Source organism: Agrobacterium sp. LAD9 (assembly GCF_003031125.1).
Taxonomy (GTDB): Bacteria; Pseudomonadota; Alphaproteobacteria; order Rhizobiales; family Rhizobiaceae; genus Agrobacterium; species Agrobacterium radiobacter.
In genome coordinates this window covers 1-26,177 of the sequence record NZ_PHGS01000008.1, presented here as the reverse complement: position 1 = coordinate 26,177, position 26,177 = coordinate 1, and the positions used below count along the sequence as shown (strand labels likewise).

General features: G+C 58.8%; 26 protein-coding genes and 2 tRNA genes. 15 read left to right on the top strand and 13 right to left on the bottom strand.

Features of this window, described 5'->3' with window-relative positions; translation table 11 throughout:
• Nucleotides 1-80 precede the first annotated feature (80 nt).
• Nucleotides 81-3,464, top strand: coding sequence for a DUF3971 domain-containing protein (locus DA915_RS09290; RefSeq protein WP_107675688.1), 3,384 nt, complete (start codon nucleotides 81-83; stop codon nucleotides 3,462-3,464).
• A 45-nt stretch (nucleotides 3,465-3,509) separates the two neighbouring features.
• Here the strand turns inward: DA915_RS09290 and tyrS are convergent, their stop codons facing one another.
• Complete coding sequence (gene tyrS, locus DA915_RS09285; RefSeq protein ID WP_107675717.1) at nucleotides 3,510-4,763, bottom strand: tyrosine--tRNA ligase; 1,254 nt, start codon at nucleotides 4,761-4,763, stop codon at nucleotides 3,510-3,512.
• Between the two features lie 150 nt (nucleotides 4,764-4,913).
• On the opposite strand from tyrS, the gene DA915_RS09280 reads away from it, so the two are divergent.
• On the top strand, nucleotides 4,914-6,035 hold the full coding sequence (locus tag DA915_RS09280; RefSeq protein WP_107675687.1) for an anhydro-N-acetylmuramic acid kinase: 1,122 nt from the start codon (nucleotides 4,914-4,916) through the stop codon (nucleotides 6,033-6,035).
• A gap of 238 nt (nucleotides 6,036-6,273) precedes the next feature.
• On the opposite strand, the gene DA915_RS09270 is transcribed toward DA915_RS09280, so the two are convergent.
• The gene (locus DA915_RS09270; protein ID WP_003495402.1) at nucleotides 6,274-6,951 is read right to left on the bottom strand and encodes an alpha/beta hydrolase; all 678 of its coding nucleotides are present in this window, start codon (nucleotides 6,949-6,951) and stop codon (nucleotides 6,274-6,276) included.
• 210 nt (nucleotides 6,952-7,161) lie between these two features.
• Between DA915_RS09270 and DA915_RS09265 the strand changes: the two genes are divergently transcribed.
• The 7 genes from DA915_RS09265 to sufA all read left to right on the top strand — a co-directional run bounded on the left by DA915_RS09265 (nucleotide 7,162) and on the right by sufA (nucleotide 14,282).
• The gene (locus tag DA915_RS09265; RefSeq protein ID WP_107675716.1) at nucleotides 7,162-8,331 is read left to right on the top strand and encodes a cysteine desulfurase family protein; all 1,170 of its coding nucleotides are present in this window, start codon (nucleotides 7,162-7,164) and stop codon (nucleotides 8,329-8,331) included.
• Between the two features lie 198 nt (nucleotides 8,332-8,529).
• Nucleotides 8,530-9,999 carry a Fe-S cluster assembly protein SufB gene (gene sufB / locus DA915_RS09260; protein WP_060726327.1) on the top strand — a complete coding sequence of 490 codons (1,470 nt, stop codon included), beginning with the start codon at nucleotides 8,530-8,532 and terminating at the stop codon, nucleotides 9,997-9,999.
• 73 nt (nucleotides 10,000-10,072) lie between these two features.
• On the top strand, nucleotides 10,073-10,828 hold the full coding sequence (gene sufC / locus DA915_RS09255; RefSeq protein WP_107675686.1) for a Fe-S cluster assembly ATPase SufC: 756 nt from the start codon (nucleotides 10,073-10,075) through the stop codon (nucleotides 10,826-10,828).
• 24 nt (nucleotides 10,829-10,852) lie between these two features.
• On the top strand, nucleotides 10,853-12,124 hold the full coding sequence (gene sufD / locus DA915_RS09250; RefSeq protein WP_107675685.1) for a Fe-S cluster assembly protein SufD: 1,272 nt from the start codon (nucleotides 10,853-10,855) through the stop codon (nucleotides 12,122-12,124).
• On the top strand, nucleotides 12,117-13,367 hold the full coding sequence (locus tag DA915_RS09245; RefSeq protein WP_003507962.1) for a cysteine desulfurase: 1,251 nt from the start codon (nucleotides 12,117-12,119) through the stop codon (nucleotides 13,365-13,367). Before sufD ends, DA915_RS09245 begins: the two co-directional genes overlap by 8 nt.
• Nucleotides 13,368-13,403: 36 nt before the next feature.
• Nucleotides 13,404-13,787 carry an SUF system Fe-S cluster assembly protein gene (locus tag DA915_RS09240; protein WP_107675684.1) on the top strand — a complete coding sequence of 128 codons (384 nt, stop codon included), beginning with the start codon at nucleotides 13,404-13,406 and terminating at the stop codon, nucleotides 13,785-13,787.
• A 105-nt stretch (nucleotides 13,788-13,892) separates the two neighbouring features.
• Nucleotides 13,893-14,282 (top strand): Fe-S cluster assembly scaffold SufA, encoded by a 390-nt coding sequence (sufA, locus tag DA915_RS09235; protein ID WP_003507965.1) that lies wholly within the window; start codon nucleotides 13,893-13,895, stop codon nucleotides 14,280-14,282.
• 219 nt (nucleotides 14,283-14,501) lie between these two features.
• Here the strand turns inward: sufA and DA915_RS09230 are convergent, their stop codons facing one another.
• Complete coding sequence (locus tag DA915_RS09230) at nucleotides 14,502-14,777, bottom strand: hypothetical protein (protein WP_107675683.1); 276 nt, start codon at nucleotides 14,775-14,777, stop codon at nucleotides 14,502-14,504.
• 167 nt (nucleotides 14,778-14,944) lie between these two features.
• Between DA915_RS09230 and DA915_RS09225 the strand changes: the two genes are divergently transcribed.
• Both DA915_RS09225 and DA915_RS09220 read left to right on the top strand, forming a co-directional pair.
• Nucleotides 14,945-15,184 carry a hypothetical protein gene (locus DA915_RS09225; RefSeq protein ID WP_003507969.1) on the top strand — a complete coding sequence of 80 codons (240 nt, stop codon included), beginning with the start codon at nucleotides 14,945-14,947 and terminating at the stop codon, nucleotides 15,182-15,184.
• The gene (locus DA915_RS09220; RefSeq protein ID WP_107675682.1) at nucleotides 15,162-15,671 is read left to right on the top strand and encodes a DUF6714 family protein; all 510 of its coding nucleotides are present in this window, start codon (nucleotides 15,162-15,164) and stop codon (nucleotides 15,669-15,671) included. The genes DA915_RS09225 and DA915_RS09220 overlap by 23 nt, the downstream gene beginning before the upstream one ends.
• A 92-nt stretch (nucleotides 15,672-15,763) precedes the next feature.
• Here DA915_RS09220 and DA915_RS09215 read toward each other — a convergent pair whose 3' ends face one another.
• The 3 genes from DA915_RS09215 to DA915_RS09205 are packed head-to-tail and all read right to left on the bottom strand — an operon-like array spanning nucleotide 15,764 to nucleotide 18,994.
• Nucleotides 15,764-16,972: an ABC transporter permease gene (locus DA915_RS09215; RefSeq protein WP_003507972.1), complete on the bottom strand. Its 1,209-nt coding sequence runs from the start codon at nucleotides 16,970-16,972 to the stop codon at nucleotides 15,764-15,766.
• Nucleotides 16,962-17,681, bottom strand: coding sequence for an ABC transporter ATP-binding protein (locus DA915_RS09210; protein WP_020012822.1), 720 nt, complete (start codon nucleotides 17,679-17,681; stop codon nucleotides 16,962-16,964). Before DA915_RS09210 ends, DA915_RS09215 begins: the two co-directional genes overlap by 11 nt.
• A 14-nt stretch (nucleotides 17,682-17,695) precedes the next feature.
• A complete protein-coding gene (locus tag DA915_RS09205) occupies nucleotides 17,696-18,994 on the bottom strand; it encodes an efflux RND transporter periplasmic adaptor subunit (protein WP_003507975.1) in 1,299 nt (432 codons plus the stop codon).
• A gap of 237 nt (nucleotides 18,995-19,231) precedes the next feature.
• On the opposite strand from DA915_RS09205, the gene DA915_RS09200 reads away from it, so the two are divergent.
• On the top strand, nucleotides 19,232-19,387 hold the full coding sequence (locus DA915_RS09200; RefSeq protein WP_003507979.1) for a hypothetical protein: 156 nt from the start codon (nucleotides 19,232-19,234) through the stop codon (nucleotides 19,385-19,387).
• A gap of 530 nt (nucleotides 19,388-19,917) precedes the next feature.
• Here DA915_RS09200 and DA915_RS09195 read toward each other — a convergent pair.
• The 3 genes from DA915_RS09195 to DA915_RS09185 form a co-directional block, all read right to left on the bottom strand.
• Nucleotides 19,918-20,694 (bottom strand): DUF4145 domain-containing protein, encoded by a 777-nt coding sequence (locus tag DA915_RS09195; protein ID WP_107675681.1) that lies wholly within the window; start codon nucleotides 20,692-20,694, stop codon nucleotides 19,918-19,920.
• 488 nt (nucleotides 20,695-21,182) lie between these two features.
• Nucleotides 21,183-21,259, bottom strand: a tRNA-Arg gene (locus tag DA915_RS09190).
• Nucleotides 21,260-21,307: 48 nt separating this feature from the next.
• Nucleotides 21,308-21,613 carry an ETC complex I subunit gene (locus DA915_RS09185; protein ID WP_003507982.1) on the bottom strand — a complete coding sequence of 102 codons (306 nt, stop codon included), beginning with the start codon at nucleotides 21,611-21,613 and terminating at the stop codon, nucleotides 21,308-21,310.
• A 266-nt stretch (nucleotides 21,614-21,879) separates the two neighbouring features.
• Here DA915_RS09185 and DA915_RS09180 point away from each other — a divergent pair.
• Nucleotides 21,880-21,956, top strand: a tRNA-Pro gene (locus DA915_RS09180).
• Between the two features lie 53 nt (nucleotides 21,957-22,009).
• Here the strand turns inward: DA915_RS09180 and DA915_RS09175 are convergent.
• Nucleotides 22,010-23,152: a ceramide glucosyltransferase gene (locus DA915_RS09175; protein ID WP_107675680.1), complete on the bottom strand. Its 1,143-nt coding sequence runs from the start codon at nucleotides 23,150-23,152 to the stop codon at nucleotides 22,010-22,012.
• Between the two features lie 214 nt (nucleotides 23,153-23,366).
• Nucleotides 23,367-23,636 carry a DUF982 domain-containing protein gene (locus tag DA915_RS09165; RefSeq protein WP_035213169.1) on the bottom strand — a complete coding sequence of 90 codons (270 nt, stop codon included), beginning with the start codon at nucleotides 23,634-23,636 and terminating at the stop codon, nucleotides 23,367-23,369.
• A 213-nt stretch (nucleotides 23,637-23,849) separates the two neighbouring features.
• On the opposite strand from DA915_RS09165, the gene DA915_RS09160 reads away from it, so the two are divergent.
• The gene (locus DA915_RS09160; RefSeq protein WP_003507987.1) at nucleotides 23,850-24,098 is read left to right on the top strand and encodes a BON domain-containing protein; all 249 of its coding nucleotides are present in this window, start codon (nucleotides 23,850-23,852) and stop codon (nucleotides 24,096-24,098) included.
• 60 nt (nucleotides 24,099-24,158) lie between these two features.
• On the opposite strand, the gene DA915_RS09155 is transcribed toward DA915_RS09160, so the two are convergent.
• Both DA915_RS09155 and DA915_RS09150 read right to left on the bottom strand, forming a co-directional pair.
• A complete protein-coding gene (locus DA915_RS09155) occupies nucleotides 24,159-24,641 on the bottom strand; it encodes a DUF192 domain-containing protein (protein ID WP_192886451.1) in 483 nt (160 codons plus the stop codon).
• Nucleotides 24,641-25,219, bottom strand: coding sequence for a cold-shock protein (locus DA915_RS09150; RefSeq protein ID WP_035213171.1), 579 nt, complete (start codon nucleotides 25,217-25,219; stop codon nucleotides 24,641-24,643). Before DA915_RS09150 ends, DA915_RS09155 begins: the two co-directional genes overlap by 1 nt.
• Nucleotides 25,220-25,411: 192 nt before the next feature.
• Here DA915_RS09150 and DA915_RS09145 point away from each other — a divergent pair, with 192 nt between their 5' ends.
• A complete protein-coding gene (locus tag DA915_RS09145) occupies nucleotides 25,412-25,852 on the top strand; it encodes a VOC family protein (protein WP_107675679.1) in 441 nt (146 codons plus the stop codon).
• The last annotated feature ends 325 nt before the right edge of the window (nucleotides 25,853-26,177 follow it).

Sequence of the window (26,177 nt, the reverse complement as noted above, 5' to 3'; positions counted from 1 at the left end):
GACGGAAACCGCTTATACTTTTCGCCATCCGCTCCGGTGTTGCGGCGAAACAAAAGCTATTCAAGGGCAAACAAGGGCGTATGGCTGAAGTCAGGGGTGAAAAGGTCAAGTTCGGCAGGCGTGATATCATTGCGCTGCATGATCTTCCTTCGGCGCAGGCCGAAGATCCCATCATCGTTCATTGCCCCGCGCCGCGCTCCATGGTGCGAGCCTTCGTCAAGATTTTCGCGGCGCTTTTCGTGCTGGCCTTCCTCTCCATCGGCGGCATCATTCTTTCCGTCGAGACCGGATCGATCGATGCGACGCTTTCCAGCCAGGCGCAGCAGGCGCTGGAAAAGGCGCTCGGTCCACACTACAGCGCGCGGATCGGTTCTTCGGCGATCAGGTTTTCCACCGGGTTGCGCCTTGCGCTGGTGGCTGAGGACGTGGATATCGTTGAGAAGGAATCCGGCCAGCATCTGAGCCGGGCGCGGGCGATCGGCATGGCGCTCGATCCGCTTGCGCTTCTGACCGGCCGTGTCTCGGTGCAAAGCCTCGAAGCTGACGGGATGGAGCTCGATACCGCGCTTTTGCCCAAGGGTAACGGGTTCGATCTCACCAGCGTCAAGCTCGACGCCGTGCCGCAGCAATTGCAGGATGCCTTCGGACAGCTCGACAAGCTCGCCCAGGCTTTCCTGAGCAGCGGAACCGAGGAGATCGATATCTCTAGCGTTTCGGTTCACCTGCCGCCCGGCGAGCTGGGCAAGCCGCGTACAATCGAAGTGCGCGAATTGTCGCTGACGCCGGATCAGCAGGGCGGCTATTCGCTTGATGGCGAAACGCTGTTTAACGGTGAAATTGCCAGCGTGTCGCTCAAAACCTCCGGCGCGGGCGGTGTGATCAACGGCTTCGAGGCCCGCATCGACGGTTTCGATATCGGCCCGTTCCTGGAAAAATACGATCCCGACGGCAATCTTCATGAAGGCCTGAACGTCAAGACCGGCGTCAACATTGTCGCCCGGCGGGCCACGCAGGGGCAGGAGCCGCGCCTGGACGTTTCCCTCGGCATGGGCAACGGCACGCTTCGGATTGGCGGCGAAGCCCAGACCTTCACGGCAGGCACCGTCAATGCGCATTATGACTTTGCAAAAAGCACCCTCGTCATCGACAATTCGCGGCTGGAGCTCGGCCGAACCATTATTCCGGTCGCCGGTGAAATCAGCGATACGGAAGACGGCTTCGGTCTTTCGTTGCGGATCGACAATGGCGTTGCTTCGTCCGAAGCTTCGGGGGAGGCCCCTGTTCCTTTCAGCCTGAAGGCGGACGGGCATTTTACGGCGGCGACGAAACAGCTCGATGTTCCCGCGCTTTATGTCACGGGCCCGCTCGGAGACATGGCGGGATCGCTGAAAATCCGGTTCGGCCAGGGGTCGCCAGAAATCAGTTTCGGCGGACAGATTCCGAAGATGGAGGCCACCGCGGTCAAGCAGCTCTGGCCGTTCTGGATGGCGCACAAACCGCGCGACTGGGTCGTGTCCAATCTTTACGGCGGCACCGTCACCAATGGTTCAATCGCGATCTTCATCCCGCAGGGACGGATGTGCGGCCCCGGTTGCCCTCTGGTGCTGGGCGAAAGCGAAATGCAGATCCGCTTCGATATCGATGATACGCGTCTCAATACCACCGGCGACATTCCACCGTTGCGCGATGTCGATGCGCATTTTGACCTTGTCGGCGGCAAGATGGCGGTCGATATCAAGCAGGGCACAACCTATTTCCCGTCGAACCGCTCGCTCGCGCTGGAGAACAGCCGCTTTCTCATTTCCGCTGTTTACGACAAGCCGCTACTCGGAAATCTCGAGCTGAACGTTTCGGGTTCGGCCGATGCCGTGGCCGAGCTTGCGACACTCAAACCCATCAATGCGCTCAAGGACACGCAGTTCAAACCGGAAGATTTCACCGGCGATGTCAAAGCCCATGCTAACCTGACCGTTGGCCTGCTTTCCAGCCACAACCCGCCGCCGCCGGTCTGGACGGCGGATCTCGACCTGAAGAACCTGTCGCTGACAAAGCCCTTCGCCGGCCACAAGGTGACCGCTCTCGATGGCTTCATGACGTTGGACGACCGCCAGCTCAAACTCGAGGGCAAGGGCCGCGTGGACGATGTGCCGATGGATATCGTGATGACGGAGCCGGTGCGAAAGAAGAGCGATGTCGCGCCGACACTGTCGCTGAAGGCAACCCTCAATGAGACGCAGGTTGCCAAGCTCGCCCCGGAACTGTCCACGGTCCTCGGCGGCACGACGGCGATTGAAATCGACGGCGCAGACCCGAAACGCCAGGACATCCGGCTTGATCTGACCAAGGCGTCGATCATTCTGCCCGGGCTCGGCTGGAGCAAGGGTATCGGCATTCCCGCCAGCGCCACCTTTACCGTGGAAGTCGCTGATGGGCGCACGACGATCAGCGACTTCTCACTCGATGGCGACGGCTTCGGCGCAGCCGGCGATATCGCCTTCAGCAAGAACGGGCTGATTTCAGCCGATCTCAGCCGCGTGCAACTGTCGCCCTCCGATAATTACGCCGTTTCGATCGCAGCGTCGAAGAACGGCTATATCATCAATGCATCGGGCAAATCCGCCGATCTCAGGCCCTTCATTTCGAAGCTGCGCAGCCCCTCCAGCGGCAGCGACGGCGCATCCCGTTCGCAGCCCACGCTTTCCGTCAAGGCGCAGTTCGATAAGGTTTACGGTTTCAACGATGAAATCCTCGGCAATGTCAGCGCCGATGTCAGCGTGCGGGACGGCAAGGTGCGCTCGGTCGATTTCCGCGGTGTCACCGGCAACGGCCAGGCGGTCGTCGCCCAGACCACCAATCGCGGGGCGACGGGAACCGTAACGCTGACCAGCAGCGATGCGGGTTCGCTCGCCCGTTTTGCCAATATCTACAGCCGCATTCGCGGCGGCCTTCTCAACCTTGCGCTGACGACGTCCAATGGCAGCGACTGGAGCGGCTCGCTCGACCTGCGCAATTTTGCCGTCGTCAACGAGGCCAAGCTGCAGGACATCGTCGCCACGCCGACGGGTGAGGACGGCAGGAGCCTCAACAATGCGGTGCGCCGCAATATCGATGTCAGTTCGGAAAAATTCCAGCGCGGTTTTGCCCGCCTCGTTTATGTCAATGGTTCGGTGGCGGTGGAAAACGGCGTCGTGCGCGGTGAACAGATCGGCGCGACATTCCAGGGGCTCTTGAAGGACCAGAGCGGCCGCATGGACATGACCGGCACCTTCATGCCTGCCTATGGCCTGAACCGGCTGTTCGGGGAACTGCCGTTTATCGGCATCTTCCTTGGCAATGGCCGTGACCGGGGTCTGCTCGGCATTACCTTCAAACTGTCAGGCCAGACGGACCAGCCGAAGCTGACGATCAATCCGCTGTCGCTGATCGCGCCCGGCGTCTTCCGGCAGATCTTCGAATTTCAATAAAAAGGGCCGCTTTCGCGGCCCTCAATAACAGCTTTGACGCGGGCGTTACGCCGGGCGAACCAGCACGTGCTTCTTCTTGCCAACCGAGAGCTTGATGACGCCGTCGCCGGTCACTTCACCGGAACCAACGTTCTGACGCTCATCGGAAACGCCGATGTCGTTGATCTTCACCGCGCCGCCCTGAACATGGCGGCGGGCCTCGCCGTTCGAACCGGCGAGACCGGCGCGCACGATGAGCGAGAGAACGCCGACGCCGGCTTCGAGTTCGGATGCCGGAACCTCGATGGAGGGCAGGTTTTCGGCGAGCGCGCCTTCCTCGAAGGTCTTGCGCGCCGTTTCCGCAGCCTCTTCCGCAGCGGCGCGGCCATGCAGGATGGCGGTCACTTCCGTTGCGAGGATTTTCTTCGCCTCGTTGATCTCCGATCCGCCAAGCGCCGCAATGCGGGCGATCTCATCCATCGGAAGCGTGGTGAAGAGCTTCGCGAAGCGAACGACATCCGCATCTTCCGTGTTGCGCCAGTACTGCCAGAAATCATAGACCGGCAGCAGATCCTTGTTCAGCCAAACGGCGCCCGATGCCGACTTGCCCATCTTCGCACCCGAGGAGGTGGTGAGGAGCGGCGAGGTCAGCGCGTAAAGCTGCGGTGTCCCCATGCGGTGACCGAGATCGATACCGTTGATGATGTTGCCCCACTGGTCGGAACCGCCCATCTGCAGGCGGCAACCGGTGCGCTGGTTCAGTTCCACGTAGTCGTAGGCCTGAAGGATCATGTAGTTGAATTCGAGGAAGGACAGCGACTGCTCGCGGTCGAGGCGCGTCTTCACGCTGTCGAAGGACAGCATGCGGTTGACCGAGAAGTGGCGGCCGACATCGCGCAGGAACTCGAGGTAATTGAGGCCGCGCAGCCAGTCGGCATTGTTGATCATCAGCGCCGGGTTTTCCGCGCGGTCATAATCGAGGTAGTTGGCGAAGACGTGCTTGAGCGAGGTGATGTTGTCCTCGATCATGTCGATCGTCATCAGCTTGCGGGCCTCTTCCTTGAAAGACGGATCGCCGACCATGCCGGTGCCGCCGCCCATCAGGGAAATCGGCTGATGGCCGGTCTTCTGCATCCAGTGCAGCATCATGATCTGGGTGAGGTGGCCGACATGCAAACTCGAGGCCGTCGGATCATAGCCGATATAGGCGGTCACGGTTTCCTTGGCGAACAGTTCGTCGAGACCCGACTCGTCGGAGATCTGGTGAATGAAGCCGCGCTCATCGAGCGTGCGGAGGAAATCGGACTTGAACCTGGACATGACCTTTTTCTTTCTGGTTGGATATTTATCGTCATTGGCAGCCAATGAACGCCGGGGGCTTTACCATTGTTTTTTGAAAAGTGCACCCGTTTCGGCCATGAATAACGGCGATTCGTGTAAGCATGATTCGATATTGCAAAGGAGCGGCGCGTGGGCGAGGTCAAAACGGCGATCGGGCTGATGAGCGGGACATCGATGGATGGCATCGATATCGCCCTGCTGCGCACGGATGGCGAAAGCGTGGTGCGGCACGGGCCGAGCGGTTATTTCCCCTATGATGCCGGCCTGCGGGCCATCTGGCAGAAGGCGCTTGTGACAGCCAAATCCATTCGCGAACGGCGCGAGCGTCCCGGCGATCTTGGTGAGGCAGAGCGCAAGCTGACGCTTGCCCATGCCGCGGCGGTCAAATCCTTCCTCCACCGTCACCGGCTTGAAGCCGGCGATATCGATGTGATCGGTTTTCATGGCCAGACGGTGCTGCACCGCCCGGATGAGGCGCTGACCGTGCAGATCGGCGACGGCGCGCTTCTGGCTGAAGAAACCGGCATCGATGTGGTTTACGACATGCGCGCCAACGACATGGTGCATGGCGGGCAGGGCGCGCCGCTCATTCCCGCCTATCACATGGCGCTCTCCGCCAATCTGCCGGCAGAGTTCGAAACGCCTGCCGTTTTCGTCAATATCGGCGGCATATCCAACCTTACCTATATCGGTGAGGGCGGGCGGCTTGCCGCTTTCGACAGCGGCCCCGGCAATATGCTGATCGACCAGTGGATCGAGGCCCATACGGGGAAAGCCTTCGACAAGGGCGGCAGGACGGCAGCGGGCGGCAGTGTCGTTGCCTCGCTCGTCACCCGTTATATGGAAAGCCCGTTCTTCTCGGCCAATATCCGTCGCTCCCTTGACCGCAGCGATTTCGTGCCGCCGCAAAAGGGCGAGGCCTCGTTTGCCGACGGCGCGCGCACCCTTTCGCATCTGACGGGGGCCGCAATCCTCAAATCGGCAGGCTACCTGCCGGAAGAAGCGAAAACCTATGTGGTCTGCGGTGGTGGGCGTCTCAACCCGGTGATCATGGAAGAGTTTGCAAGCCTTGCCGCAAAGGTGGGGGCGCGGGTGATTGCGGCGGAAGAGGCGGGTTTCGATGGCGGGGCGATGGAGGCGGAGGCCTGGGCCTATCTCGCCGTGCGATCGCTTAAAGGCCTGCCGCTGACCTATCCCGGCACGACGGGCGTGAATGAGCCGGTGACGGGTGGGGTTTTGGTGAGGGCGTAATAGGGCGGCGGGCTTGGCTCACCCCCCTCTGCCCTGCCGGGCATCTCCCCCACAAGGAGGGAGATCAGCCAGACGCTTGCTCTTCGCCTAAGCTGCCACGTTGAGTGCGGCCGGGAGGTCGCCACGATTCGATCTCCCCACCTGTGGGGGAGATGCCCGGCAGGGCAGAGGGGGCTGAGCCAAGCCCGCCGTCGATCATTATAGGTAGATCAGACCTGCCTCAAAAAATGGCGGCTTATCACCGAATACGCTTCGCTGCCGGTTCCGGAACCAGTTCGCCGTTGAGACGACGGTCGAGGTAGTCTTCGCATTCGCCCATCAGCTCATCCACCTTGCCGTTGAAGAAGTGGTTGGCGCCGGGAAGGGTGCGGTGGGTGATGAGGATGCCCTTCTGGGTCTTCAGCTTTTCGACCAGACCGTTCACATCCTTCTCAGGCGCGACCTTGTCGGCATCGCCGTTGATGATGAGGCCGGAAGACGGGCAGGGGGCGAGGAAGGAGAAGTCGTAGGTGTTGGGCTGCGGCGCAATCGACATGAAGCCCTCGATTTCCGGACGGCGCATCAGAAGCTGCATGCCGATCCAGGCGCCGAAGGAATAACCGGCAACCCAGCAGCTCTTCGAATCCGGATGCAGGCTCTGCACCCAGTCGAGAGCGGAAGCGGCGTCGGAAAGCTCGCCAGCACCATGGTCGAATTCGCCCTGGCTGCGGCCGATCGAGCGGAAATTGAACCGGAGCGTGGTGAAGCCGCGCTTCTGGAAAAGATAGAACAGCTGATAGACGATCTGGTTGTTCATCGTACCGCCGAACTGCGGGTGCGGATGAAGGATGATCGCTATCGGCGCGCTCTTTTCCTTGGAGGGTTGATAACGGCCTTCGAGGCGACCCGCAGGGCCGTTAAAAATGACTTCGGGCATTGGTACTCCGGTCGTGTTTTTTCATTCTCCAACCGCATTCTTCCGATGAGAAGACTTGACGAACTGTGTCATCTTTTCTAGAACGCAGTTTAGAATAATTCGAAACTTTGCGTGTGCTTAAGCACTCGGTCGTGTCATAAGGCAAGCGCAACTGTAATTTCAAGAAAAATGCGTTTTGGCGCAATTAAGATTGAGCGAAACTATTCCGCGATGACGGGTTTGACGCGCACATATATGGACTGGAACGCCACGGCGCCGCTTTTGCCCGCCGTGCGGGAGGTTCTCGTCTCCGCGCTGGAGATTGCCGGCAACCCGTCCTCCGTGCACCGGGAAGGGCGCGCAGCCCGTGCGGCCGTTGAGGCTGCCCGTCGTGATGTGGCGGTGCTTTGCGGCGCACAGGCGTCGCACGTCACCTTTACCAGCGGTGCGACGGAAGCGGCCAATCTGGTGCTGACGCCGGATTTCAGGATGGGACGCGCTCCCGTGCGCTATGGCCGTCTTTATGTCTCGGCCATCGAGCATCCCGCTTTTCGTGAAGGCGGTCGGTTCGGCAAGGCTGATGTTACGGAAATTCCCGTTACGTCAGCGGGTGTCGTCGATCTAGCCGCACTCGAAGCGCTCTTGTCTTCGCACGACAAATCCGCCGGCTTGCCGATGGTCGCCTGCATGCTGGTCAATAACGAGACGGGCATTCTTCAGCCGGTGGCGGAAGCGGCGCGACTTGCGCATACGGCGGGTGGATTGATGGTCGTCGACGCCGTGCAGGCCGCTGGCCGCATTTCGCTCGATATCAACGCTCTCGACGCGGATTTTCTCGTCCTCTCGTCCCATAAGCTCGGTGGCCCGAAGGGTGCGGGTGCCCTGGTGTCGCGTGGCGAGGTGATGATGCCGAAGCCGCTGATCCATGGCGGCGGGCAGGAAAAGGGACACCGTTCGGGTACTGAAAATACCCTGTCGATCCTCGGTTTTGGTGCCGCGGCCGCTGTTGCCGCGCAAAATCTCGAGGCGGAAGCGACGCGTCTTGTCGCGTTGCGCGCAAGGCTGGAAGACGGCATGCGGGCAAATGCGCCTGACGTGATCATCCACGGTGAAGATGTCGGACGTGTCGGCAATACCACGTTTTTCACCTTGCCCGGTTTGAAGGCGGAGACGGGCCAGATCGCTTTCGATATAGAAGGCATCGCGCTCTCGGCCGGTTCGGCCTGCTCTTCCGGCAAGGTAGGGGAAAGCCATGTGCTGACGGCGATGGGACGCGATCCCAAGCTCGGCGCACTGAGGATTTCCCTTGGCCATGCGACGGATGAGGCAGACATTGAGCGCACGCTTGCGGCGTTCACGAAAATTGCCGGGCGGCGCAAGCTGGCCGGTCAGGCCGCTTAAAATGCGCCAAAGAATTGCGGAATAGCAATTTTCCGCTTGCCGGGATGTGTGAAAAGCGCCATCCCGCACTTACATGGGTATAAGGTCCGCCCCGTTTATACGGGCCCGGATTATTTGCCCGAAGATGGATAAGGCGGCTTGCCGCCTGATACGTTGACAAGCCACCGGACCTTGGCTCCGGCGAGATTGGAGAACGACATGGCAGCGGTTCAGGAAACGATCGATCAGGTCCGCCAGATCGATGTGGACCAGTATAAATACGGCTTCGAGACACAGATCGAAGTCGACAAGGCCCCGAAGGGCCTTTCGGAAGAGGTTATCCGCTTCATCTCGGCCAAGAAGCAGGAGCCGGAATGGATGCTGGAATGGCGTCTTGAGGCTTACAAGCGCTGGCTGACGATGGAAGAGCCGACATGGGCGCGCGTCAGCTATCCCAAGATCGACTTCAACGATCTCTATTATTATGCCGCACCGAAAAGCACCCCCGGCCCGAAGTCGCTGGACGAGGTCGATCCGGAACTGCTGAAGGTTTACGAGAAGCTCGGCATTCCGCTGAAGGAACAGGAACTCCTGGCCGGCGTGGAAAACCGCCGCGTGGCCGTGGATGCGGTGTTCGACAGCGTGTCCGTCGTCACCACCTTCAAGGCGGAACTGGCCAAGGCCGGCGTGATCTTCATGTCGATTTCCGAAGCCGTTCGCGAGCACCCGGATCTGGTGAAGAAATATCTCGGCTCGGTCGTTCCGACGACTGACAATTTCTACGCGACGCTGAACTCGGCTGTCTTCACCGACGGTTCCTTCGTGTTCGTGCCGAAGGGCGTGCGGTGCCCGATGGAGCTTTCCACCTATTTCCGCATCAACGAAAAGAACACCGGCCAGTTCGAACGCACACTGATCATCGCCGAAGAAGGCGCCTACGTCTCGTATCTGGAAGGCTGCACGGCACCTCAGCGCGATGAGAACCAGCTTCACGCCGCCGTGGTTGAACTGGTGGCGCTGGATGATGCCGAAATCAAATATTCCACCGTCCAGAACTGGTATCCGGGCGACAAGGACGGCAAGGGCGGCATCTACAACTTCGTGACCAAGCGCGGCGATTGCCGTGGCGACCGTTCGAAGATTTCGTGGACGCAGGTTGAAACCGGCTCGGCCATCACCTGGAAATATCCGTCCTGCATTCTGCGTGGCGATGACAGCCGTGGTGAGTTCTATTCGATCGCCGTTTCCAACGGCCATCAGCAGATCGACTCTGGCACCAAAATGATCCATCTCGGCAAGAACACGTCGAGCCGCATCATCGCCAAGGGTATTGCCGCCGGCTTTTCGGAAAACGTCTATCGCGGCCAGGTTTCTGCCCACCGCAAGGCGACCAACACGCGTAACTTCACGCAGTGCGACTCGCTTCTGATCGGCGACAAGTGCGGCGCGCATACCGTGCCCTATATCGAGGCGAAGAATTCCTCAGCCCACTTCGAGCACGAGGCGACGACGTCGAAGATTTCCGAAGACCAGCTGTTTTACTGCCTGCAGCGCGGCATTCCCGAGGAGTCGGCGATCGCACTGATCGTCAACGGCTTCGTTAAGGACGTCATCCAGCAGCTGCCGATGGAATTTGCGGTTGAAGCGCAGAAGCTGATCGGCATTTCGCTGGAAGGCTCGGTTGGCTAACCGCCATACGAATACGCACTTTGAGTGCGCGGTTTTCGCGCACCTTCGCTCACACTATTCTTAGGATAAAACCATGCTTGAAATCATCGACCTGCACGCAAAGATCGCCGATACCGAAACCGAGATCATCAAGGGCCTCAACCTGAAGGTTGCCGCTGGTGAAGTTGCGGCCATCATGGGCCCGAACGGTTCCGGCAAGTCGACGCTGTCCTACATCCTGTCGGGCCGCGAAGACTATGAAGTCACCTCCGGTGACATTCTCTATAACGGCGAAAGCATTCTGGAACTGGACGCGGCTGAACGCGCTGCCAAGGGCATTTTCCTTGCCTTCCAGTATCCGGTCGAAATTCCGGGCGTCGCCACCATGCAGTTCCTGAAGGTTGCGATGAACGAGCAGCGCAAGGCGCGTGGCGAAGCCGAGCTGACGACGCCGGACTTTATCCGTCGCGTCAAGGAAGCTGCCGGCGACCTGAAGATCGACATGGAGATGCTGAAGCGTCCGCTGAACGTCGGTTTCTCCGGCGGTGAAAAGAAGCGCGCCGAAATCCTGCAGATGGCGCTTCTGGAGCCGAAGCTCTGCGTTCTCGACGAAACCGATAGCGGCCTCGATATCGACGCGCTGAAGATCGTGGCTGACGGCGTCAACGCGCTGAAGTCGCCGGATCGCGCCACCGTCGTCATCACCCACTACCAGCGCCTGCTCGACTACATCGTGCCTGACAGCGTTCACGTTCTCTACAAGGGCAAGATCATCCGTTCGGGCGACAAAGCTCTGGCGCTGGAGCTGGAAAACAATGGTTACGCCGACATCATCGGTGAAGCGGCCTAAGCCAGAGGCCAGGAGGTGATGTCCATGAACATTCAAACTACCAATCGGCTGACACCAGCGGAAACCGCGCTCATCGACGCCTATACCGCCAAGTTCAGCGAATTGCCGGGCAATGGCGCGGTCGTCGCTGCCCGCGACGTGCTGTTCGACGATCTGAAGACCGGTGGTCTTCCGACCCGCCGCATCGAGGCATGGCACTATACCGATCTCAAGAGCCTGCTGCGCGCCGTTCCGGAAGACCAGCCCGCTCCAGTCATCGAGAAGGCCGCGTCCGTCATCGCCGGTTCGCCGGTCGCCTATGTGCTGCATGGCACGGCCAATATCGGCAAGATCGAAGACGTTGGTGTCTCGAGCTTCGCCGAAAGCTTGGCTGACGGCTCCGCCGCCGCAGGTCTTGCGGAAGCCAGCAAGGACGACGTGATCGGCCGTATCAACGGCAGCTTCGTGCGCGACGGTCTGGTGCTCGACATTCCTGATGATGCCGATATTGAAAAGCCGATCGAATTGCAGGCGATCCACGGTGCCGGTCAGGTTCACAGCCGCTTTCCGGTGCGCTTCGGCAAGGGTTCCAAGGCAACCGTTATCGAACGTCACCTTTCGGTGACTTCCGACGCGGCCTTTGTTTCCTCCGTCACCGATATCGTCGTTGAAGACGGCGCGGAAGTGACCTGGATCATCCTGCAGCAGCAGGGTGCCGCCGATATCCATCTCGGCCAGCTGCGCATGAAAATCGGCGCGGATGCCAAGATCCGCCTGTTCGTGATCAATGCCGGCGGCAAGCTGGTGCGGCAGGAACTGCGCATCGACGTGGATGGCGAGGGTACTGACCTAATCGTTCGCGGCGTCAACCTGCTGGGCGGCGAAACGCATACCGACGTGACGATGGTTCTTGGCCACAACGTCCCGAACACGACCTCGACGGAAGTGTTCCGCAATGTTGTGTTCGACCGTGCAAAGGGCATTTTCCAGGGCATGATCCGGGTTGCACCCGATGCCCAGAAGACCGATGCGAAGATGGCGTGCAATACGCTGCTGATGTCCGACGATGGCGAATTCTCGGCAAAGCCGGAGCTTGAAATCTTCGCCGACGACGTTCAGTGCGGTCACGGTGCGACGGTTGCCGATATCGACGACAACCATCTTTATTACATGATGGCGCGCGGCGTGCCGCGGGCAAAGGCGCGGGCGATGCTGGTGAATGCCTTCGTCGCTCAGATCGTCGAGGAACTGGAAGAAGAAAATCTGGTAGAGGCGCTGGAGACGATCATCTCCAGCTGGCTGGAACATCATGCCTGAGAGCGAACGCGCCGCACTGGCGGCCCCCTATGACGTTGAAGCAGTGCGGAAGGATTTTCCGATCCTTTCGCGCGAGGTCTATGGCAAGCCGCTGGTCTATCTCGACAACGGCGCGTCCGCTCAAAAACCGCAGGTGGTGATCGACGCCATTTCGCATGCTTATTCCAATGAATATGCGAATGTGCATCGTGGCCTGCATTTCCTCTCCAATGCTGCAACCGATGCCTATGAGGCGTCGCGTGAAAAGGTGCGCCGTTTCCTGAACGCCGGTTCGGTGGACGAGATCGTCTTCACCAAATCCTCGACGGAAGCGATCAATACGGTCGCTTACGGTTACGGCATGCCTGTTATTGGCGAGGGCGACGAGATCGTCATCTCGATCATGGAGCATCACTCCAACATCGTGCCCTGGCATTTCATCCGCGAACGGCAGGGCGCCAAGCTCGTCTGGGTGCCGGTGGATGATGACGGCGCGTTCCATATCGAGGCTTTCGAAAAGAGCCTGACGGAGCGCACCAAGCTCGTCGCCATCACCCATATGTCGAATGCGCTCGGCACCATCGTGCCGGTCAAGGAAATCTGCCGCATTGCCCATGAGCGCGGCATTCCGGTGCTGATCGATGGTTCGCAGGGCGCGGTTCACATGCCGGTCGATGTGCGCGATATCGATTGCGACTGGTATGTCATGACCGGCCACAAGCTTTACGGCCCTTCCGGCATCGGTGTGCTCTATGGCAAGGCCGACCGCTTGCGCGAGATGCGGCCGTTCCAGGGCGGCGGGGAGATGATCCTCGACGTTTCCGAAGACAACGTGACCTATAACGAGCCACCGCATCGCTTTGAAGCGGGTACGCCGCCGATCGTGCAGGCCATCGGTCTCGGTTACGCGCTTGATTATATGGACAATCTCGGCCGTGCCGCGATTGCCGCGCATGAGGCAGATCTTGCGGCTTACGCCGCTGAGCGGCTGCGCGAGATCAATTCGCTGCGCATCATCGGCAATGCGCCTGACAAGGGCGGCATCTTCTCCTTCGAGCTCGAGGGCATCCATGCCCATGACGTTTCGATGGTGATCGACCGGCGCGGCGTTGCCGTGCGCGCCGGCACCCATTGCGCCATGCCGCTCTTGAAACGGTTCGGCGTCACCTCCACATGCCGGGCATCGTTCGGCCTTTACAATACCCGCGCCGAAGTAGACTCTCTTGTTGAGGCGCTGGAATATGCGCGCAAATTTTTCGCCTGATATCGGAATAAGAGATCAGGATTGAGGTTTAAGACCATGACTGCCGAAGCCACTGCAAAGACCCAGGATGCGACCGAAGCTCAGGAAAAGGTATCCACCATTCCGCCGGATGAGCTGGCGCGCCTCAGCGACGACGTGATTGCGGCGCTGAAAACCGTCTACGACCCGGAAATTCCAGCCGATATTTTCGAACTCGGTCTCGTCTACAAGATCGACATCGAAGACGACCGGATGGTCAAGATCGTCATGACGCTGACGGCCCCGGGTTGCCCGGTTGCAGGTGAAATGCCGGGCTGGGTGGAAAATGCCGTGGGTGCCGTTGAGGGTGTTTCCGGTGTTACCGTTGAAATGACCTTCGATCCGCCGTGGACGCCGGAGCGCATGTCGGAAGAAGCGCAGGTCGCCGTCGGCTGGTACTGACGTGATTTTGACAGGTGTCATCCCTTGATGACACTCTCAGGCGCTATTAGATTGAAATCCATAAGCATCGAGCCTTGAACTCGATTGTCGAAGGAGAATGAGCCGATGGGCTTTGCGATCATGACCATGACCGGGGCTGCCGCCTCGCGCGTTAAAGCAATCGTCGAAAATTCCGGCCCGGATGCCAAGGGCGTGCGCGTCGGCATCAAGAAGGGCGGCTGCGCGGGCATGGAATATACCATCGACCTTGTGACCGAAGCGGATGCGAAGGACGATCTGGTCGAATTCGAAGGCGCCAGGGTCTGGGTTCAGCCTTCTGCCGTGCTCTATCTGCTCGGTACGCAGATGGATTTCGAAGTGACCAAGATGCGCTCTGGCTTCACCTTCAACAATCCGAACCAGACATCCGCCTGCGGCTGCGGTGAATCGGTCGAGCTGAAGCCTGCCGATCTGGCGGCGCTGGCAAAGCAGCGCGAGGCAGAGGCCAGCGTCTGATTGGTTACGGCTATCTCTGCGATGGAGAGGCAGACCTTCCTTATGCACGCAGCGCTCCCACAAACGCGACGTCATCCTCGGGCTTGACCCGAGGATCCATCCCCGTCAAATCGCTTGAGACGTTTGTAGATCCTCGGGTCAAGCCCGAGGATGACGGATGAGAGGTTTGAGGTTCTTTTTCCGCAAACTGCGCCCCGCGCAAAATCAGCTTTCGAAGGATCATGACTGCTGTTTGAGGGTTTCGATAAAATCCGCCAGCGGATGAATTGATGGCGTCGTCGTCAATAGAGGTTCGAGAGCCGCCGCGACCATCCCGCAATCCCCCGCGGAAAGTGGCTGAAGGCTTGAAGTGACCTTGTTATAGTCGGGCTTGCCGCGTGACGCGAGAGAACGATTGATCACAAACACTTCCGTCTGCCCGTCAATCCGTTCCACGAAGAGAGCGAGCGAACCGCCGTCTGCGGCAGCGGCGCTGTCCGATACCGATTTGAACATCCAGACTCCATCCGGTAAACTTGAGGGTGAGCCTATCCGATTGACGCCCTGAAGCAAGGTTATCGGATATTCCGCGAGGTTTGGCAGGAGGTGCGTGACCACCTGCCACCCATACTGAAAAGGTATTTCGGACAGCTGACAGGACTGATCGTGGGGAGGAAACCGGGATGGAAATCAATAGCGCCTCGATTGATATCTGGACCATAGGTCTGATCGTCGCCGGCGTCGTGGCTGGTCTGACGCTGATCGTCGGCATTATTTATCTTACATTTTACTGGGAGGAGAAGGCGCGCCTGCGAGCGCGGTCTGCGACATCCAAGGGTGACACGCAGAATGGCCTTCAGTTCGAGCGGACCGAGGGTGGAGAATGGCCGACGGTGCACGGTGACGGGGGAACGCATCATTGAACAGGCGGATTATTTGATGCGACCGGAGCCTGATATTATCGCAAACGCGAAAGCGGCGGTGAGAGAAGCATTCGCGGGTGTCACCCTGGGTGGTGGCGTCGGCCTCTCCGAGGCGCAGGCGCTTGACGATTATGCGAATAATGAGGTTCGCGCCGCGTGTCGTGCTGGCGACGAGAAGAATGACTGGGCCGCTATCCCCGTGGAGGACCTCAACAGACATTCCGGCAGCCCCGCCTTCCTTGATGCTGAAGGAATGCGATTTCATCTGCCCGCCTATATGACTGCTGATCTCGATGGCGACTACAGGCACGAATTCGCACCCTATTTGTGCAGGTGCCAGGAGAAATTTTCCTTACTGACCCTGCTGCAACGGAATGCCGTGGAAGCGTATCTCCGCGCCATCAGTGAGAAGGAAAACCTGCCGCCCTATCAGGACGATATAGAGCGCGCGCTCGAAGAATGGGTGGATATGCGTGCTCCACGGTGAGCGATTAGAGCGGATCGGGTCAATCCCCAAGGAGGAGTTGCAGCTTGCCGTTTCTTCTCACACAAAGCCGGTTGCGGTTTGAACGCCGACTTTCACTCATGTCGCAACGCTTCTATCGGGCTCAGGCTTGCCGCCCGCCGTGCCGGAAAATACCCGAAAATCACCCCGATGGCCGCCGAAAAGGCGAAAGCGAGGAAGATGATCGAGGGGCTGGTGACAAAGGGCACGGTGAGATAGCTGACGACGGCATAAGCGAGGCCGAGGCCGGTAAGGATGCCGACGAGGCCACCGAAGGCCGACAGCATGACGGCTTCCACCAGAAACTGCGTCAGCACCTGTTTTTCCAGCGCGCCGATGGCAAGTCGAATGCCGATCTCGCGGGTGCGTTCCGTCACTGAGACCAGCATGATGTTCATGATGCCGATGCCGCCCACCAGAAGACTGACGGCGGCGACCGCGCCCAAAAGCCCGGTCAGCAGCGTCGTCGTGCCGGTCATGGCCGAGGCGATCTGCGTCATGTCGTTGACGGTGAAGTCATCCTCACGGCCGATGCCGATGCGGCGGCGCTCGCGCAGCAGGTTCTGCAGGTCGCTCTGCACCTTGGCGGTAGAAACGCCATCCTGCGCTGAAACCATGATCGAGGAAATGGTGGTAGTGCCGCCGATGCGCCGCTGGTGGATTTTAAGCGGCATGATGATCGTGTCGTCCTGGTCGTCACCGAGGCCGGACTGGCCTTTTCTGGCCAGCACACCGATGACGGGGCAGGAGATGTTGCTGACGCGGATCGTCTGCCCCACAGGGTTTTCTGCCCCAAAGAGTTCCTGACGCACCGTTTCGCCGATGATGCAGCCGATCTGGCCGCCGCGATCTTCGGCGGGCTGGAAGTCGCGGCCGAGCGCAATGGTCCAGTCCTGCGCGATCAGATAATCGTTGGTGGTGCCGATGACACTTGTCTGGTGGTTCTTGCCGCCGAAAATGACGGTTGCGGCGGAACTGCGGTTCTGCGGCGCAACGGCACGGATGCCTGATATCTGGTTGCGGATGGCCTCGATATCGCGGTCGTCAAAGCGTTTGGCTTCGGTGCTCGCCCTTCCGGGGCCGAACTGGCCGGGGCGGACGAACAGCATGTTGGTGCCGAGCCGTGACAGTTCCGATTTCACCTGTTCCGTCGTGCCATTGCCGATGGTGACCATGGCGATGACGGCGGCCACGCCGATGACGACACCAAGCACGGTGAGGAAGGAGCGCAGCAGGTTGCGGCTGATGGCGCGCAGCGCAAGACGCGACGTTTCAAAGAACATCTGATGTCTCCTTTTTGTCCGCGGCGCTATCGGAGGCGAGATGGCCGTCGACAAAGCGCAGGAGGCGTCCGGCGTGGGCGGCGATATCCTCTTCATGCGTGACCATAACGACCGTGATGCCCCTGTCACGATTGAGTGCGGTGATCAGTTCCATGATCTCGACACTGGTTTTCGTATCGAGATTGCCGGTCGGCTCGTCGGCCAGAAGCAGGGCGGGGCGGGTGACGATGGCGCGGGCAATGGCCACACGCTGCTGCTGGCCGCCGGAAAGCTCCTGCGTGGTGTGGTCCTCGCGGCCCTTCAAACCCACCTGCGCCAGCGCCTCCATGGCGCGCTCGCGCCGTTCCGAGGCTTTCATGCCGCGATAGATCAGCGGCAGCTCGACATTTTCCACGGCCGAGGTGCGCGAGAGAAGATTGAAACCCTGAAACACGAAACCCAGCATGTGCCGGCGCAGCAGCGTCAAATGTTCATTGTCGAAACTGCTGGTCGGCACGCCCTGGAACAGATATTCGCCTGATGTCGGCACATCCAGACAGCCTATGATGTTCATCGAGGTGGATTTGCCCGATCCTGACGGCCCCATGATGGCGACGAACTCCTTCTCGCGAATGGAGAGGCTGACGCCATCGAGCGCGCGGATCGTCGCTTCGCCGCGGCCATATTGCTTGACGACATCGCGGAATTCGATGAGCGGCGGCTGTTGCATGCACTTGTCCTCCGTCAGCCGGCGTTGCGGGCCGTTGCGTCGGTGATCACCTGGTCATCGGCCTTCAACTCGCCCGATTTTACCACGGTATGCTGGCCGTCGGTGGAACCGGTTTCAATGGAAACGGAGACCGGATTGTTGTTGCGCAACACCCAGACCGTTCTTTTGCCTGTCGCAGCCTGGCCGGCGTCGCGGTTCTGCGAGCGGCCCATGCGGGGCGGGCGGAACAGGCTCATCAACCCGCCGCCACGGGAGGCGGATTCGCGCGGCGGCGTATAACGAAGCGCGGAATTCGGCACCAGCAGCGTGTCCTTGATTTCCTCGACAATGATATTGGCGGTCGCCGTCATGCCGGGGCGCAGCAGCAGTTCCTCATTGTCGACAGTCAATATGCCCTTGTAGGTCACCACGTTGGACACGGTCTCGGACGCGAAGCGCACGGTCTCGATCTCGGCCGGGAAACTGCGGTCGGGATAGGCATCGACATTAAAATTGGCCTTCTGGCCGGTTTCGACCTTGCCGACATCGGCCTCATCCACTGAGACCTGCAATTCCATGTGGCGCAAATCACCGGCGATGGTGAAGAGAACAGGGGCGTTGAGCGAGGAGGCGACGGTGGCACCGGGATCGACGCTGCGGGTGAGGATGACGCCATCGATGGGCGAGACGATCTTTGCCTTGCCGAGATTGACCTCGGCGAGCCTCAGATCCGCCTCCGCTGACAGCACCGTTGCCTCGTTGACCTGCAGCGTGGCGGCGGCGGCATCATGGGTGAACTGCGCCGCATCCAGATCCTGCTGGCTGGACACCCGGTTCTGCACCAGCGATCTCAGGCGCTCCATCGAGGTTTTTGCCGAGCCGAGATCGGCGCGCGCCTTTAGCACGTTGGCCTTGGCGGAGGCAAGCTTGGCGCGGGCGCTCTGCACGTCGGCCTCCAGCTTGTTGGTATCCAGTTCCGCCAACACGTCTCCGGCCTTGACCGGCGTATTATAGGTGACGTTGACCTTGCGCACCGTGCCGGACAGTTCGCTCGATATATCGACCTGATCCGTCGGCTGAACCGAGCCCGTGGAGGTGACGATGACCGAGAGATCGCCCTGACGCGCGGCCTCCGTGGTGTAGCTATAGGCGACGCCGGCTGCGCGTGACTGGTAATAATAACCAAGGCCCCCGCCAATCAGCACAATGGCTGCTGCGGCATAGAGAAACCGACGCGACTTTTTCTTGCGGCCGTTTCTGTTCGTTCCCAGAATCTCGCGCAGATCGGGCTGGCTGTTTTTTGTGTCGCTGCCACTCGTATTGGCGTCATTCATTCTCATCACCCGCAAAATTCAAAATACCACAGAGGGTTGTTTCCGCTCTCCGGTTTGTCCGTCCATCTGTCGCCGTTGTATTCCTCTGATTGTGGGAAGTGACATAGCTTGCCCTGAGGGTGAAGTGAAAACTTGGTAATATTTATGATAGTTCTGGTCTGCTAGAGATAAATCCGGAAATATCGATGCCATAAACGCGGCTGAGCTTTCAGCGGCGACATTCAGGACGATGATGAAATGAACGACAATGTGGTGAAGTTCCGCAAACCGGTGCCGCCGAAGAAGCCACGCGAACCCCTCGGGCCGAAAGCCAGGAAGGCTTTGACGATTGCGGCTGTCATCGCGTTTTTCGTGGCGGTGTGGGGGTATTTCACACTGTTTGGGCAGGGGTAGGGCTCGGCCGCTTGCAGCGGGCAAACGGGGGAGCTGCTCTGAGCGCCATATTGGGGATTGATGCCGCCTGGACGGTGACCGAGCCGAGCGGCGTGGGGCCCTGGTCGTCAAGGACGGCCTTCACTGGCGGCTGCGGGCTGCCGCCTCGTCCTACTATCATTTTCTCGTACTCTTACAGGAAACACTCGCCCGCACCGATCGTCACCGTGGTTCCGTTGCATAGGTGACAGCGCTTCTGAATGCTAGAGAATCGCTTGCCGAATGCAACGTCAATCTCATCGCGATCGATATGCCGCTCTCCAATGCCCGATTACAGCCCGAAGAGTGTTGGATAACCGCGTGTCCTCGGCTTACGGCGCGCGCCATTGCGGCACCCATACCCCAAATGCGCTGAGACCGGGTAAAATCAGCGACGATCTCAAGCTCGCATTCCAACACGTAGGATAGCGATGCTGTTGAGCGGCTGAAGGTGGCTGCGTGAAATGAGATGGCTTAATTTTAAGCTGAGCCATATCTTTCCGAATGAACGGCTAGTTATCTCTCGAGCCTTCGTCTGCTACCACGGCGGACTTCTGCTTCGCTTCTTTTTGCTGAGCGCGTTTCGACACCAAAAGGTCCTTCAACGCGGCAGATGAGCGTTCACGCTTCTCTCGGGCTTCGTACCACTCTTTGAAGAGGCTCTCGATTAGCGCCAGCAGAATTCGAGCTTCCTCAGGCGAAATGTCAATAATCTGGTCGACGTTATTATCCATATGGGCGCCGATGTCGCCCACGCTGCGGACCGCAAGCAGGTTGTCCCACATTTCGGGATCTATACGATCTTTTACAAACGACAGTTCTGCCCCCAAGTTGCCGCGCTTGTTGTTTGGGATATCGAAGAAGTGGCGGACCATTCCTTGCAGGCAACGACGGGACATTGCCGCTGATGCCCTGCCACTTATATCCGCTATCCGTGCGGCCTCTTTGTACGTGATCGAAATTTCCTCTGGAACGCTAGCCGGTACCGACACAGATACCCCGTCGGGCAAAAAACTCTTTGTAAGTTCGACATCCCATTCGTTCATTATGTGATTGATAAAGCCACTATTGCTCCTAGACGTTTTGTAATCGCCGAAGTCGATGGTTAGCGATAGCTCACTGCAATCTTCATTTGCGCACGAGATTGAAGTCACAGCTATGGCTTTGTTCCCATGTTTAGATTTGCCATTCAATGGCAACACGATCCGGCTTAAGTTGTCTCTACTAATCAAAGAATTTGTGCTGCAAAATGGACAACGCCACCGAGAACCAATGAGCACTTCCACCATTCTGTTTTCCTCCGGCCTGAATTGTGCAGCTCATATAACTGCCGCGAAACCTCTTTAATCTCGCTACATCAAAAAGCCTCCCCCGCGTGAGCAAGAGAGGCTTCTGTATTACAGACCGAACCATGCTACGATTGAAGCCAAGCTGACCTTGAGGTCAAACCTCAATCGAAACGACTGCTTCGACTGACTGGCTTCGAGAACCAAAGAAGCGTGCATACGCATCCCTTTCATCTCTGGGCGAAGTCTTGGGTAACCGCGTATCGCCCGCCAGACTTTTTGAGGGTGTTTCCAGTTTGAACAGCCAGGTGGCCCCCTCATGCGCGGCTGTCTCTAGTCGTAATTAGAGATGGTTGTCGGCACCGATTCGTGCAAGTGGAAAATCAACAAAAAGTTGCACCACCAGAACGCCCACAGGACGAATTCTGCAAACTGCGCCAGAAAACTGCAAACTGATGATTCAGAAAAAGTCGCTAAGGGATTGAAAAGATTGGCGACCCCTGCAGGACTCGAACCTGCGACCTACTGCTTAGAAGGCAGTTGCTCTATCCAGTTGAGCTAAGGGGCCATCATGCCGGGCAATCGATACTCCGGCAAAAACTTTGATCTTGGTGTTTCAGTGCGTCCAGGGCTGGGTGCGGTTGAAACGGAAATTGTCGGTGTAGGAAACCACCTTGCGGGTCGCTTCCTTCGGCTGGATGACGCGGTATTCGATGCCCTTGCGCTGGGCATAGGCTTCGGCCTGTTCCTGCGTCTCGAATGTCAGCTTGAGTTGCTGCTTCATGTCGGAACTGGAGGTGTAGCCCATGATCGGATCGATCTTGCGCGGAACTTCGGCGTCGAATTCCAGAACCCAGACATTGGTCTTCGCCTTGCCGGATTGCATGGCGGTTTTTGCAGGGCGGTAAATCTTCGCAGACATGTCGAAACTGCTCCGGTTGGACAGTGGGGCACAACACCCCGAATTATTCATCACGTACCTGAATAGAATAACCAAATCGTGTCAGGAACGTTGAATTTGAAATGGACTGACTTCAGGTGAGAGTCAAGACGATTATCCCCTAGCAGCCCGATCGCACTCCGCCGTTTCGGCGTCATGTTTTGCCCATCGGGGCCGCGGTTGAACAAAGATGAATTTCCCTGTTGCGGACTGCGGGTGAACCGTGTATTCCCCAGCCATCGCCTCGGCGGAGTGTAGCGCAGTCTGGTAGCGCATCTGGTTTGGGACCAGAGGGTCGGGAGTTCGAATCTCTCCACTCCGACCATTTTAAAGCAAAACATCAGCTTTCCGGCGTAACCCTATCCCAAAGATGACAATTTATTCCGCTGACGGACCGGCCAGTGTGCTCTCGGCCGTGCCGATCGTCATGACATTGCCACGCCAAGCCACCGCGCTGCCGATCCAGCTGCGGGCCCAGACGAGGGGCATGATCATATCCCTGCTGATCATGGCCGGCAGCGTGTAGAGCGAAACCGGCCAGCGGTTGAGGGCGGCAAGCGCGAGTTCCGGAACGTACATGAGGGTGAGGACGGCAAAGGCGGTTGCGGTAAGGTTCACGTCCATCATGGCAGCGGCGGCGAGCGCGAAGAGAAGCGGGGGAAGCGTGCCGGTCAGGATTTCCGGTGCGAAATATTGCGGGAAGGTCACACGTCGCAGCCGCGCCCAGCGGGTCTGGCGCGACCAGATTTCACCGGCATGGCGCTGGCCGAGCGGTTGCTCGAACGGGGCGGAGACCAGATGCACCCTGCGGCCGGCGCTTCTGACTAGCTTCGTCGAGGCGGCGTCTTCGGCGATTTCGGCGGCGAGTGCACGAATGCCGCCATTGTCCTCCAGGAACGGCTTGTTCCACAACATCGACTTGCCTTGCGCGAAACCCATACCGATGGCTTCCGCCGCATATTGCCAGCGGCCCTGCGATCCGTTGAGGAAGGCGCATTCCACATGCGCCCAGAAACCCGCAGGCCGTGAACCGAGCGGCGGCGAGCAGACGAGCCCGCTGTCCTTCCGCCAGGCCGACATCATGGTGGCAATATAGGATTTCGGCATCAACACGTTCGAATCGGCGAGAATCACCCATTCATGCCGGGCGGCGCGCCAGCCCTTCACGCAATTGTTCAGCTTTGGATTGGCGCTGATGCGGTCGTCACCGATGAGCAATTGTGTGGAGACCGAGGGAAAGGCGGCTTCAGCTTTGCGGACTTCCTCGATCACGGGATCGAATTCATCAGCGACGCAGAACAGCAGCTCGTAGTCGGGCCAGTTGAGCTGAAAGGCGCGCGATAGTGTCAGCGGCGTGAAGTTTTCCACGCCGCGCAGCGGCACGACAAGCGAGACAGGCGGTTTTTTCCGGACAAGATCGTTTTCCGCATCCCGTCTTGTCAGTCGCCAGCCGGCCAGAACGATGCCGAGAAGATTGAAGGCGAGGAGCAGGATTGCGCAAAGGGCAAAAACGGTTTCCATGCTGGCCAGTTCCACTCCCAAGCTTTCGGCGGTCCACCCGCCAATCGATTCCATGGAATTCGTCTCTGCCGATTATAACGTTTGCGTGACAGTTACATGTCATGATCGGACAGGCAGGGAGATCGAGCGGCGCATGAGAGGCGTCACGACGGCTGCGCTCAAAAGAAAAGCCCTCCGCATAGAAGGGCCCAATCGTCATGATGGTCGATGAATTTTAATGGACGTTCAGGATATGGGCATGACTGCTTGCGACGAGAAACGATTCCCGTGCTTTCTCGATGTCGCATCTGCCGGCGATGGCATCGAGGCAGTTCCTCCGCGCTTCCTCATATTCCGGCCCATGTTCCTCGGGCCAGCGGTACATCAGCATATCAAGTGCCACCAGCGGGCTGTAGATTTCCACGGCCGCCGAAAGCGGCAGATGGATCGCCACCGGTTTCATCCACGCGGCGTGGTGACACGGCTCTGTTCTGTGAATCAGCATGTCATTTTCCTCCCTGTTTTACCTGGCTTGAAAGCCTCTCACACTCCCATGCGCGAAATGCCCGCCTCACGAAATGGTTCCCGATCACCTAAAATGTGATCGATCAGGGGGTTCCAATTTTCCAAGATGAATGGAAGATGAACAAATAGATGAACCGGAGATGAACAAAACCACCGCTACGGCGTTGGTATGTTCATAAGAAGGAGAACACATATGTTTAATTTGTCAGGCATTCAGGAAAGCTTCTTCGGAGACCGCATGGCCGGCGTATGCGAGGCTATCACCTCGGCTCTGGCCTTCGAATCAGGGCTCGAAAAGTCGCGCATTTCCGCAAGTGTCGAAAATGATGTGATTTATCTGGAAGGCACGGCCGATTCGGTCGAGGCGATCGATATCGCCATCAATCTTGCCGCTTCCATTTCCAATTGCCGGATTCTGAGCCATATCGAGCCGGTTTACTGAATATTGTGCCAGCCGGGCGAAACCTCGTCCGGCTCATTCAGACGCAATAACGCGGCAATGTCATTTCCGGTTGCCGATTTGCGCGCTGCGGACCATATCGCCGGGCTTGATGCCAGAACGTTTCGCGGCGCCGCCATTCAGCTCAAGCACAAATTTTACGGGTCCGCGGGAGCTGATGATCGCTTCCGAATGCGGAACGGCGTTTTCGTGAATATGGGTGATTCGGCCATCGCTGCCGATGAACAGCATATCGAGCGGGATGAGGGTGTTGCGCATCCACATGGCGACGGCGCGCGCCTCACCGAAATCGAACAACATGCCGTTTTCAGACGGCATGGATTTACGGAACATCAGACCCTGCGCGCGCTGGGCATCGTCCAGCGCCAGTTCGGCAACGAAGTCGTGCGTTTTCCCGGAAGCGGTTTCAATGGTGAGCGGCTCTGACGTGAAGGCCTGGCGTTCCTGAGCCTGCGCGGTGCCGGCCAGCGTGAAAAAAAGAAGCGCCATAACGGCGCTTTTCACCATATGGCGCAGGGCGGACATCAATGCGACATCCCGATGGCAACCGGGTTGTCGGGATGGATTTCCGCCGCCATCAGGCCCTTGTCGCCATCGCCGAAGCGCACCAGAACCACCTGACCGGGACGAAGCTCCGTCAGGCCGAAACGGCGCAGCGTTTCCATATGCACGAAAATATCTTCCGTTCCTTCGCCACGCGTCAGGAAGCCGAAACCCTTGGTGCGGTTGAACCACTTGACGATGGCGCGCTCAAGCCCGCTCGACGGCGTCACCTGCACATGGGTGCGCACCGGGGGCAGCTGCGAGGGGTGAACGGCGGTCGACTGATCCATGGAGAGAATGCGGAAAGCCTGGAAACCGCGATCGCGCCGCTGGATGAGGGCGACGATGCGCGTGCCTTCGAGGATAGTCTGGTAACCGTCGCGGCGCAGGCAGGAGACGTGCAGCAGCACATCCTGCGTGCCGTTGTCAGGCACGATGAAGCCGAAACCCTTGGCGACATCGAACCACTTCACGACGCCGGTAATCTCGGTCAGGTCCACGGCATCGCCCGAAAGGTCCTCGACATCGACTATCGTTTTCGATGACATCCTATCAGCCATATCCTGCCAACCCCTCGATTACGCGCCATACACCGGTCAACTGATTCCTGTGCGCCAGATTAACATCTTGGTAACGGTTTCACGCAAGCCCTAGTTTTTGATTTACGCAGCTGCTTTTATGTCGCCGTCCTTGTCCGGGGCTTGCCATCATGCGTTTAACGGCTTCGGACCCGTGTAATGGAGAGGAATAAAATGCGGTATCTGCACACGATGGTTCGCGTCAAAGACCTTGGCGAATCACTTAAATTCTATGTCGACCTGCTCGGTCTTACGGAAATACGCCGAATCGAGAACGAAAAAGGCCGCTTCACTCTGGTGTTTCTTGCGGCGCGCGACGACATTGCTGCGGCGAAGGAAAACAAGGCGCCTTGCCTGGAGCTCACCTATAACTGGGACACCGAGGATTATACCGGCGGCCGCAATTTCGGCCATCTGGCATACGAGGTCGACAATATCTACGATTTCTGCGCCCGGCTGCAGCAGAACGGCATCGTCATCAACCGGCCGCCGCGCGACGGACATATGGCCTTCGTGCGTTCGCCTGACGGTATTTCCTTCGAAATTCTGCAGAAGGGCGAAAGCTTCGCACCAGCCGAACCGTGGATATCTATGCAGAATACCGGTTCCTGGTAGGGATTTTCCGGTGAGTAGCGGCGTTTTCGGGTGCTCTTGCCTTGTCCTGAGGGGATGAGGCATAGTCCGCGAATCGAAACGGCCAGTCCCGTTTTGGGGAAGCACACGATTCCGTTCCCGTGCTGCTGTTGGAAATGCAAGATACGGAGGCCAGCCATGAAAACTGTCGAAAGCGCGAAAAGACGCCTTGTCCGTCCGCGTCTTGTCGTCGCGGTTTCGCTGCTTGGGCTTTCCGGCTGTGTTTCAGCGGTGACCGACGACGAGATGGCCGCCGCTACCAAGAAGCCGGAAATTGCCGCACAACAGAAGCCGCAAACCGCCGCTT